The sequence below is a fragment of the Mycobacterium sp. genome, assembly GCF_035499775.1.
Classification (GTDB): domain Bacteria; phylum Actinomycetota; class Actinomycetes; order Mycobacteriales; family Mycobacteriaceae; genus Mycobacterium.
Genome location: NZ_DATJYB010000401.1, coordinates 1 through 10,248, shown reverse-complemented (window position 1 = coordinate 10,248; position 10,248 = coordinate 1). Strand labels below are relative to the sequence as shown.

Genomic DNA, 10,248 nt, shown 5'->3' with positions numbered 1-10,248 from the left:
GCTCCGGATGGTGGACGCGGCCGCCACTCTGACCTCGTCGGTGATCAGGTTGATGGTCCCGATCCGGTCATCGTCGCCCCACCGGCCCCAGTTGGACAGGCTTGTCAGATACGCCTCGACTCCTGCGATCGTCAGCCCGGTTTCTTCGTTAACCATTCGTGCGTCGGTCATTTGAGCCTCCTTTGCCGAGCTTTCAGACGAGCAGACGAGTGCCAGTCACACATGTCGCGGCGTAGACGCCGTCCGCTCTTACATCCTCAGCCTTGTGCACACTTCGCGAATTGTCTTTATCCGCTGGAACAAAGTCGCATTCGGCAGTACCCGCGATGGGCGCGGGACAGCATGCCGGCCCGCCGAATCGCCCGGCCATCGAACTGTCCTTCAGTCCGGCCGGCCGAAACGGCCGCGAAATCCCATACCGGTCAACGGCATTCGGGAGTCGACAGCGGCGCTCACACACCGGTGGCGGATCCGCCTCGAAACAGCCGTGCGTCGCCGAGCCGCTGACCACCGTCGATGGCGATGGTCTCGCCCGTCATCCAGCTCGCTGCATCCGACACCATGAACGCGATGGCCGCGCCGATGTCCGCGGGTGAGCCGAGCCGGTTGAGCGGGGTGGTCGCGACTACCTCCTGTTCGTTTTCCTTCCACAGCGCCTCGGCCAGTTTGGTGCGCACCACACCCGGCGCCACCGCGTTCACCCTTATCTTGGGCGAGAGCTCGAGCGCCATCTGTTTGGTGATGTGTATCAGGGCCGCCTTGGAAGTGTTGTACAACCCCAGGTTCGGCTCGCATCCCATGCCGCCGATGGACGCGGTGTTGACCACAACGCCGCCGTGCTCGGACATCCAGGCGCGCGCGGCCACCGATGTCCACAGGATCGGCGCCCAAAGGTTCACCTCGAACGTCTTGGCGAACCGGGCGTGGTCTTGGTCGATGATCGGTCCGTATGCCGGATTGGTTCCGGCGTTGTTGACGAGGATGTCGACACTGCCGAACCGCTCGAGGGTGATCTCGATGCAGCGCCGCGCCGCCTCCTCGTCGGCGGCGTGCGCCGCTACCCCCACCGCGGATCCGCTCACCTGCGAAGCGGCGGCGTCCGCGGACTCCTGGGAGCGAGACGTCAGTACGACGTTGCCGCCGGCCGCCGCGATAGCTTGGGCGGTGGCCAACCCGATACCGCGCGAGGCGCCGGTGATGATCGCGGTCCGGCCGGTCAGGCCCAGTCCGGGGTTCATCGGTAGTTGATGTTGTGGTGTCATTTCAGGCCACGCTCACCTTTCTTTGCGGGTTGCGCGCACGTGGACGCGCGGGTTGGGTACTTGCCCAGTTCCTGGCGGACGATTGCCCGCTTGTGCAAGCTCTCGGCATATTCCGAAACTCCTGATATCGAAGAAAAATTGTTGTGGCTCAGTGGCTTTGACCCAAAGCCGTGGTGCGCTGACGCAGGCGGCACAGCGATGGCGCGTTCCGATCAGCGCAACGGGGCGCCCCACTGGACCTGTTCGCGCAGTCGGGTCTTGAGCAGTTTGCCCGTCGCGGTGCGCGGCAGTGCCTCGTTAACCACCACCGCGTATTGGGGCACTTTGAACTGAGCGAGGTGCTCGCAGCAGTGCCCGATAACGGCCGCCAGATCCACCGCACCATCGCTGTAGAGGACCGCGCCGACCTTCTCACCCATGACGTCGTCCGGGACAGCGAGGACGGCGGCATCGGTGACGCCGGGCGCCGCGAGCAGCACGCCTTCAACCTCCACGCTCGACACGTTCTCCCCGCCGCGGATGATGATGTCTTTGACCCGGTCGATGATGTGGATGCGGCCCGCGTCGTCGACACGCACAACGTCCCCGGTGTGCAGCCATCCGTCGACGATCGTGTCGGCGGTAGCCTCTGGGCGGTCCCAATATTCGTTGGTGACATTGGCACCGCGGACCACTAGTTCGCCGACGCGCGGATCGTCGGCGATCGAAACAATGCCCAAGTCGACGGCCGGGACGGCGTAGCCGACCGAGTCGGCATGCTCGACCACGTCGCTGTCGGGCAACACGGCCATCAGAGATGCCGTCTCCGTCATGCCGTAGCCGTTGAGCAGCGTCGCGGCGGGGAAAGCCTCTTTCAGCGCATGCACCAACGCGGGCGCGATCGGCGCACCACCATAAGCCAGCCACCGCACACCGGACACATTCGAGCGCGCAAATGCCTTATTCCGCAACAACAACGAGTACACGGCAGGTACAGATACCAGAAACGTAATGCGCTCGGTGGACAGCAGTCCGGCCAGGGTCGGCAGGTCGAGCGCAGGCATGATCACTGAGGTTCCGCCGACGTACAAAGCAGTCAGCAGCTGCGAATTGCAGCCCGTCACGTGAAACAACGGCACGCAGATCAGGGTGCGTAGCTCCGCACCCACCCCCTGCGGCACCCCGAGACACCGGATCATATTCTCCGCGTTGGTAAGAAATGCCTTGTGCGTGGTAGGAACGCCCTTCGGATGCCCGGTCGTGCCTGACGTGTAGAAGAGTGCGGCCACATCGTCGGCGCCGAGGCCCTCCTCGACATACGGGTCGCCGTCGGGCAGCGCGGCATCGGCCGCGAGGTCCACCCGGACCCCGGCGTCGGCCAGGACGAATTCCACCTCCGGTCGGGTCGACCGGGTGTTGACCGCCACCGCTATCCCACCGCTCATCATCGTGCCCAAGAACGCCAGCACCCAGTTGAGGCCGGCCGGGTAGCGCACCGCGACACGATCACCACGCCCCAGTCCAGCGGCTCGAAGCCCGCCGGCCACCCGCGCGGCTCTGTCCCACAACTCTTGGTAGGACAATCGGTCGCCGCCGATTTCGACGACCGCCTCGGCGTCGGGCTGGCTTGCCACGTGTGACCGCAGCACCTCCAGCAACGTCGGAGGCAGGTCATCGAAGCGCGGGATGCCGCGCGCGTCGCGTGAAATCCCGGTCCGCGGAAACGGGTTACCAGTGCGCGGAATCTCCACGATCGTTCCGCGTGGAGTTTCGACCACTCCCATCGTTTTTCCTTCCGGTTGTGACGCGCTATCTCCGCGTCGGACGAATCGCTACCTGCTCGGCTGGGCGAGAGCGTGTGCCACCGCTCGGTACGCGTGGCGGCTGAAGGCCATCCCCAGATGACTGCCCGGAACCTCGACACAGTCGGCGTAGTCGGCGACACACGACGACCAGCGCACGACTCCATCGCTGCGCGAGTAAATCGAGGTCATCCTGACCTCGTCCGGAACAGCCATGTGGAAGGCGCGGGAAGGCGCGCAGCTGCAACCGGCCGCGAGGCAACCCAGGGCTGCTCGCTGCGGATCGCCCGTGCGCAGCGCGGTCCGCACGGTGACGGCTACCCGATGGCACAGCGCCGACACATCCAGGGGATCTTCGAGTCCGGCGCCCATAGTGACCACATGTGACACCAGGTTTGGGTGCCGTGCGGCCAACGAGCGTGCGTAGTGGCCCCCGCGACTGTGCCCGATGATCGCGACGCGCCCACCACTGCTGTCGTGCGCGCGAACGAGCTTGTCGACCATACGGCGGTCGAAGGTGGCAAAGCAGCCGGAGTTCAACCGGATCCCACATTGCATCGGGCGATATCCGATACGCCGGAGAAACAGTGCGAGCAACGACAGCGAACTGTCGCCAACGAGAAAACCCGGCAACAGCAGGACGCTGCGGCCGTCTCCGCGCGGCACGCCACGCCCGCACAGCACCGGGTCGGCTACTAGACGGGCGAGTTCGCCGTACCAACGCAATTCGAGCAGCGGATGTCCGAACTCGGCTGCCGTTCCGGCCGCGACTATCGGCGGTTTGGGCTGTGAGCCGGTCGGATCGAAGAGGGGGTGATTCATGCGAGCATCTCACGAACGTAGGCACCGGGGGCATCCGCAAGGGCCGGCGTACTCACTGACCCCAGGGTGGTGGGTGCCGGACGGGTTGTCGGGGTGCATTGCTGGATCCACTGATTCCAGTGCTCCCACCAGCTACCCGGGTTGTCGGTCGACTCAGCCAGCCACTGTTCGGGATCCAGCGTTGGCGAAGTGCCGGTGCGGTAGCTGGCCTTCGGATTACCGGGTGGGGTCGCGATAGCGACCGCGTGCCCACCGCGAGCCAGCACGAACGTCGTCGATCCACCCAGCAGGGCGCGGGTCCGGTAGCAGTCACGCCAGGGCGAGATGTGGTCGGTCGATGCGCCCAGCACGTAGGTGTCCACCGTGACGTTGCGCAGGTCGATCGCCTGATCGAGTACCCGCACCGTCCGGGCGGCGAAACCGTTGTCCACCACCATCTCTAGAAGATCCACGCCTAACTGCAGGGCCAGGTTGGTTTGGTCTGCGGCCCAATACAGCAACGGCTCGGCCGGCGGTTGCTGACCGAGCAGATAGTCGTTCACGACGTTGGCCCAGATCCCGTCGTTAGGTCGAAGCCAGGCGAAGGCCACAGCGCTGTTCCTGCCGTCGAAGAGCCCGTCTTTGGTGGCGCGCGCGATCGCTCGTTTCGCCACCTTTCGATCGACCAGCGCGCCCTGCGGCCCGCCCCGCTCGAAGTCGATAACGGTGATCGCCAGCGTCAGCGTCGCCAACCGCGCCTGCCGCCCGGTGGCCGCCAGATAGCCGGCCACAGCGACAGCGAGTTGTCCACCCCCACACAGTCCGAGCAAGTGGGCGCGGTCGCCGGCCGTAATCGCGTCGATCGCATCGAGCGCTTCAAGGATGCTCGAGGTGTACTCATCAAGACCGGCCTCGCGGTGCCGTTGATCCGGGTTGACCCACGAGATGACGAAGACCTGACGTCCGCAGGCGAGTTCGGCGGCGATGACCGATCTCTGCGGGCCGAGATCGAGAAGGTAGAACTTGTTGACCGGCGAGGCCACGCACAGCACCGGAATCTCGTCGACGGTCTCGGTCGTCGGGGCATACTGGACCAGCTCGAACAGCTCACCGCGCCAGACGACCTTCCCCGGGGTGGCGGCGATGTTTTCGCCGATTGAGAACGCGGTGGTGTCGACCGTCGCCGGAAGTCGCGGAGGCGCACCCATATCGCTGAAAAGCTGTTGCAATCCATGCAGCCAGCTCTGCCCGCCCGTGTCGATCGCACGCTTCCACGACAACGGATGCAGAACCGGGTTGTTGCTCGGTGCCGCAGCCGCCAACAGATTGTCTGTCAACAGCTTGACGCGCTCCTTGGTGCGCCAGTCCACCTCGGCATCGGCCACGATGCGCTCGACCGCTTGACAGGATGCGAGATATCCGTCGGCGATCCGCCGTAGCACCGGGTTGGTGCGCCAGGCTGGATCCGCGAACCGACGGTCGCGCGACGTGCTCTGGCTGTCGCTGCCCAGCGCGATCGGGACCAGCTCACGCACGAGATCGATTACCGGCGTGAGCGCCGGACCCGGATGCTGCACCAAAGCCGCTGCCATGGTGCGCAGTTCGTGACCGGGGATGTGATCGCTGATCGTTCGGAACGCTGCCGAGGCCAGCACCAATTCGAAGCCGCCGGGTGCGCCCTGTTGCGAGATTGCGTCAACATCGGGGCGGACGAGTTCTGGCATTTAACAGACTCCTTGCAGGGTCGACGCGGTTGCGGCGCGATCCTGCTCGCGGCAGGAAACGACCCCGACCGCGCTGGCAGCCGGTGTCGGCCTGCATGCGACCGTCGCACCACATCCGACGGCTTTGCGGACGTCCATTGCAACCCCTTCTGGTGGAACATTGGTAAACTATGTCCTATTATGGCACATTTGCTCCTAATGTCCCACGCCCATAAATGCGAAAAATCTCATAGTCTGCTGGATGTGGGCATAGCGAACTCGTCGCCCCAAATCCCTCACCAGCGGCTTGGCGCGACGCTGACCCGCCAGGCCGTCATCGACGCGGCGACGCGGCAGTACCTGGCCGGCGAATCGCTGGACATGTCCGCCCTGGCCGCAGAGCTTGGCATCGGCCGCTCCACCCTCTACCGAATGGTGGGCAATCGTGAAAACCTGCTCGCCACGCTGCTCGCCCAAGCGACCGAGCGCACATTCCACAGGGCAACCGCGCACACCACCGCAGAAGGTGGCTTGGAACACGTGCTCGAGGTATTGGACCGGTTCATGCGCGCGATCATCTCCGCCCCGCCTCTGCGCACGCTGTCCGAACGCGAGCCCTTGCTGTTCGTGCGGCTCTTCTTATTGCCGGGCCAAGTCGAGCAGACCGCGGGACGGCTGATCGGCGACATGCTGGCCACCGAAGTGGCTGCCGGGCGACTCGAACTACCGCTGCCGCCCGCTGTGTGCGGCGACGCGATCGTCCGAATGTGCGATCCACACCTCTACGCCCACGTGCTTGGAGGTGGCGAACCCGAGATTGACGCCGCCCTGGATCTAGTCGCGGCGCTGCTTGGCCGCGTGCGCTAACGCCAGTGAGCCCAATAAGTGCGGCGATCAGGCCTCATCGTGGGGATGGCCCACTGAACCATGTTGAGCTGCAATAACATTGGTGGGCGCGGACGGTATCGAACCGCCGACCGCTGGTGTGTAAATCCGGGCCAGACGGTCCAGCGCGTTTCACGCCGTGCCATCGCGTCTTGAAATGCCCAGTTCAGCGGCTGTTTGATTTCCGCCCTGTCTACGATGTGTCGGGCTGTGTCGGCCTGTCTTGGCACACTCTTGGCACAACGGGGGTTTGATCGTCAGGCGATACGACGCCGGCAAGACGCATCTCGGGAAGGCGTAAGTGATGGTAAATGGAAGCCGCTGAGGTATGCGGCGTTATAGGACGTCACCTGCCCCGTTGGTCACCCGTCGCGTTGAGGCAATGAGTTCGGCCCAAGTCGCAGCCCGACGATGCAGTCGCCGTGTCGACGCCGCGGATAAGTGGGTGCAACGAGGAGACTTACACCCACTTATTTATCTAACTGGGTGTAAAATCGTGGTATGAACCCACTTACCGGCACCGCGGTCAAGTACGAGACGCTGCCCTGGGACATCTCGCCCGCGGCAGCATATGTGCGCGCGGCGCGACAACAGCAGGGCAACTACAAGGCGACGATCAGCGCCAACATCGCCGACCTGACCGTCAACCTGCCGTCCGACGTACTCGCCGACGCCGGGGACGCCAGCCGCGAGGTCACCCGGTTCGACGCCGAGCTCGGCGGCGAGATCGCGCCGTTCTCGTCGGTCCTGTTGCGAACCGAGTCCGCAGCCAGTTCAAACATCGAGAACCTGACGGCATCGGCGCGGGCCATTGCCGAGGCCGAGCTGCCGGGGGCCAAGACAACCGCCAACGCCAAGGTCATCGTCGCCAACACCGTAGCGATGGTTGCCGCGATCAACCTCGCGGACAACATCGACGCCGACGCGATCCTGGCGATGCACAAGGCGCTGATGCGCGACGTCGACCCGAAATCCGCCGGCCGGTGGCGTGAAGAGCAAGTTTGGATCGGCGGGGGCACCCACGGTCCGCGCGGCGCCATGTTCGTGCCACCGCACCACAGCCGCGTCGTAGCAGCCATCGACGACTTGCTCCGCTTCGCGCAGCGCGACGACATTCCCGCGCTAGCGCAAATCGCGTTGGCGCACGCGCAGTTCGAGACGATCCACCCCTTCACCGACGGCAATGGTCGCACAGGCCGCGCACTGATCCAGGCGATGTTGCGCCGCAAAGGGTTGACGCGAAACGTCACCGTCCCCGTATCAGCTGGGCTACTGACCGACACCGACTCCTACTTCGCCGCGCTAACCGCCTACCGCGAGGGCGACTCCGCCCCGATTGTCCGCCGCGTGTCAGAGGCGGCTGTCGCGGCGGTCTTCAACGCGCGTGAGCTGGTCACTGAATTGCACGCCATGCGCGCAGAGTGGAACGACAAGATCACCGCACGTAGCGACTCCGCGGTGTGGCAGATCGCCGATCTTCTACTGCGCCGCCCGGTCATCAACACGGCGCTGCTGACCGAGGAGTTGGACATCGACTCGAAGCACGCACGCCGATACCTCGAACCCTTGTCGGAGGCAGGCATCATCATCGAGACCAGCTCGGGCCCACGGAGCCGCGTCTGGCGCTCGCCAGAGGTCATCGCCGCACTCGATGCCTTTGCCGAACGCGCGCGCCGGGGCGGGCTGGGACGATGAAGGGCCATAGACGTCTACCTTGGGCTGGAGAAGCCGATTGCATCGTCTGGCTATCGCTGGGTTATGAGCTACGGGCCAGGGATTTTCGGGTGTTCGTGGAGTCTCAGACGCGCACGTCGGCGAGGGTCGAGCGTCCCGCCCGTCGCGCCGTGTCACACCGATTTAAGGTTGTTTCACCGGCGTATTGTTCCCAAATCTGTTCCCAAATCTCGTGGTCGAACTAAGCACCGGCGCCTCAGCAGACGAGCTGCGTCGACTCATTTTCGGCGGTCACCCTGCTGTCTTCGTGGCTGCGTTCGGGGTCGGGCGCCAACCGTTCGTCTCGGAACACGGCGTTGATCGCGCGGACCGCGCTGTTTGTCATCAAGTCGCGGCCGATATTGATAAGCACACCGCTGGCGGTGAGTTCGTCAGCGATGTCGTGTAGGACCGGGCGAGCCGGTCGAGCTTTGTCACGACGAGCATGTCACCGCCGTGGCAGGCGGCTAGCGCTTGGCGCAATCCGGGCCGCTCTCGGTTCGTGCCCGTCAGACCGTGGTCGACACAGATCCGCTTCGGGTCCACACCAAGCGCCGCGAGCGCCTCCCGCTGCACCGTGAGATCTTGATCCACCGTCGACAACTGGGCGTAGCCGATCTTCAGCTCCGTCGCGCCAAATAGTGTGCCGCTTAGCCCCCCTTCACCGGGAAGGATCACCGAACCAGTCTTACGGGACTCGGGGGTCCGGTCCGGCCGGGCCGGCGGTCGTTCGGTGTCGGCGTGCCGTTTGAGGTTCGGCTTGCGGCAGCCGATCGAAACGTTGATCGTCATGACATAACGGGAGTGATCGGCCAGCAACTGTTGCGAGTTGCGTTTACGGCACAATCACATGCGGCGAATAATTCTTCCGTTCGATATCAAGGAATCTTCGGTAGTTTTCTCACTCTTTCTGGGGAGGCTGCCACCAACCGATCAACGATGTCGGCTAAGCCGGTGAAGCCGGGGGCTGCAACCATCTCGGCTGCCACGCGTCGGCTAGCTCGTTGGTAGCGCGGCTGATTCAGTACGGCCAGGATGTCGCGGCGCAGAGCGCTTGGCGTTGGTCGTTCTGTTCTGATGCGTCGCCCGACACCAGACCAGGCGACGCGAGCGCCGACTTCGGGCTTGTCTTCTTTGCCACCGGTGGCGACGATCGGTAGCCCGTAGCGCAGGGCGTATTGGATTCCGCCGTACCCGCCGTTGGTGACGAAAACGTTGGTGCGGGGCAGCAACTCGTCATAAGGCAGGTACTCGGCGGCGCGTGCGTTGGCCGGCAGCGGTGGCAGTGTGTCGAGCGGGCGACCGCCCGTGGCCACCGTGACCAGCACATCCTCGCCGGCGAGCGCCTCGAGCGTCGGCGCGATCACTTGGGCGTAGTCCTTGTTCGCGAACGTGCCTTGGGTTACATGGATGACCGGGCGCGCGCCATCGAGGTCGCCCCACCAGTCCGGCGGCGGTGCCTGCGATCCGCTGGCGCTCAACGGGCCGATGAAGTGCAGCGACGCCGGTGCATCCGAGCGGGGGTACTCAAAGGAAGGCACGGTGAACTGGACGACCGCGTCGGCCCAGGCGAGCCAGTTCATTATCTGGCCCGGCAGGGCTCGGCCGTGCACGGCGCGGTGGAGCCGATCGAGGGTGTCGTCGGCGCGCGCCCAGACGCGGCGGTTCAGCGCGGCCAAGATGGCATTGCGCCGGCGGTTAAACAACCGCGCCGGGGGTAGGCCCATGCCGAACGGTGCGGTGTCGGCGCTAGGCATCACCAGCGGAATCACACTGGACACGACGACCGCCGGGCGCGTGGGCCGCCGATGTGCGAGCAGGAACGCGCCGCCGGCGAAATTCTGCTCGGCGAGCACGACATCGGCCGGCTGTGCGGTGTGGGCGGCCATGATCGCTTCGTACTGCAGCTTGGCCGGTTTGGCGAAGACGTGCTCAACGTCGAACACAGCCGCTTTGAGCCCCTTCAACTTTGCGCGCTCGGGAAATTGCTGGAGAAAGTTGTCGTCATAGTCGATGTCGGGCGGCAACGCGATGTGCGTGGCGCCGGTGGCGCTGACCCGGTCGGTGAACTTGGTTCCGGTGATGAACCGCACGTCGTCGCCG

The 10,248-nt window shown here is 64.9% G+C and carries 8 protein-coding genes and 1 pseudogene; 2 read left to right on the top strand and 7 right to left on the bottom strand.

Translation table 11 applies throughout. The annotated features are described in order from the left end of the window. Positions 1 to 452: 452 nt before the first annotated feature. From VML93_RS24740 to VML93_RS24725, 4 genes are all read right to left on the bottom strand, one after another. On the bottom strand, positions 453 to 1,238 hold the full coding sequence (locus tag VML93_RS24740) for an SDR family oxidoreductase (protein ID WP_325614910.1): 786 nt from the start codon (positions 1,236 to 1,238) through the stop codon (positions 453 to 455). A 236-nt stretch (positions 1,239 to 1,474) separates the two neighbouring features. Next, complete coding sequence (locus tag VML93_RS24735; protein ID WP_325614909.1) at positions 1,475 to 3,025, bottom strand: class I adenylate-forming enzyme family protein; 1,551 nt, start codon at positions 3,023 to 3,025, stop codon at positions 1,475 to 1,477. A 48-nt stretch (positions 3,026 to 3,073) separates the two neighbouring features. Further along, positions 3,074 to 3,865, bottom strand: coding sequence for an alpha/beta fold hydrolase (locus VML93_RS24730; protein ID WP_325614908.1), 792 nt, complete (start codon positions 3,863 to 3,865; stop codon positions 3,074 to 3,076). Then, complete coding sequence (locus VML93_RS24725) at positions 3,862 to 5,568, bottom strand: PHA/PHB synthase family protein (protein ID WP_325614907.1); 1,707 nt, start codon at positions 5,566 to 5,568, stop codon at positions 3,862 to 3,864. The genes VML93_RS24730 and VML93_RS24725 overlap by 4 nt, the downstream gene beginning before the upstream one ends. A gap of 243 nt (positions 5,569 to 5,811) precedes the next feature. Between VML93_RS24725 and VML93_RS24720 the strand changes: the two genes are divergently transcribed. Both VML93_RS24720 and VML93_RS24715 read left to right on the top strand, forming a co-directional pair. Continuing rightward, positions 5,812 to 6,414, top strand: a complete 603-nt coding sequence (locus VML93_RS24720; protein ID WP_325614906.1) for a QsdR family transcriptional regulator — start codon at positions 5,812 to 5,814, stop codon at positions 6,412 to 6,414. 519 nt (positions 6,415 to 6,933) lie between these two features. Next, positions 6,934 to 8,127, top strand: a complete 1,194-nt coding sequence (locus VML93_RS24715; RefSeq protein ID WP_325614905.1) for a Fic family protein — start codon at positions 6,934 to 6,936, stop codon at positions 8,125 to 8,127. A gap of 235 nt (positions 8,128 to 8,362) precedes the next feature. On the opposite strand, the gene VML93_RS24710 is transcribed toward VML93_RS24715, so the two are convergent. From VML93_RS24710 to VML93_RS24700, 3 genes and pseudogenes are all read right to left on the bottom strand, one after another. Beyond that, on the bottom strand, positions 8,363 to 8,491 hold the full coding sequence (locus VML93_RS24710; RefSeq protein WP_325614911.1) for a hypothetical protein: 129 nt from the start codon (positions 8,489 to 8,491) through the stop codon (positions 8,363 to 8,365). A 9-nt stretch (positions 8,492 to 8,500) separates the two neighbouring features. After that, positions 8,501 to 8,769: pseudogene (locus tag VML93_RS24705) on the bottom strand (recombinase family protein); the annotation flags it as partial. Between the two features lie 254 nt (positions 8,770 to 9,023). After that, positions 9,024 to 10,172, bottom strand: coding sequence for a glycosyltransferase (locus VML93_RS24700; protein WP_325614904.1), 1,149 nt, complete (start codon positions 10,170 to 10,172; stop codon positions 9,024 to 9,026). Positions 10,173 to 10,248 lie beyond the last annotated feature (76 nt).

Bases quoted from the DNA above. Each gene is read 5' to 3' on its own strand.
- VML93_RS24740 (WP_325614910.1), bottom strand. From the start codon at position 1,238: ATGAACCCCGGACTGGGCCTGACCGGCCGGACCGCGATCATCACCGGC.
- VML93_RS24735 (WP_325614909.1), bottom strand. From the start codon at position 3,025: ATGGGAGTGGTCGAAACTCCACGCGGAACGATCGTGGAGATTCCGCGC.
- VML93_RS24730 (WP_325614908.1), bottom strand. From the start codon at position 3,865: ATGAATCACCCCCTCTTCGATCCGACCGGCTCACAGCCCAAACCGCCG.
- VML93_RS24725 (WP_325614907.1), bottom strand. From the start codon at position 5,568: ATGCCAGAACTCGTCCGCCCCGATGTTGACGCAATCTCGCAACAGGGC.
- VML93_RS24715 (WP_325614905.1), top strand. From the start codon at position 6,934: ATGAACCCACTTACCGGCACCGCGGTCAAGTACGAGACGCTGCCCTGG.
- VML93_RS24710 (WP_325614911.1), bottom strand. From the start codon at position 8,491: ATGACAAACAGCGCGGTCCGCGCGATCAACGCCGTGTTCCGAGACGAA.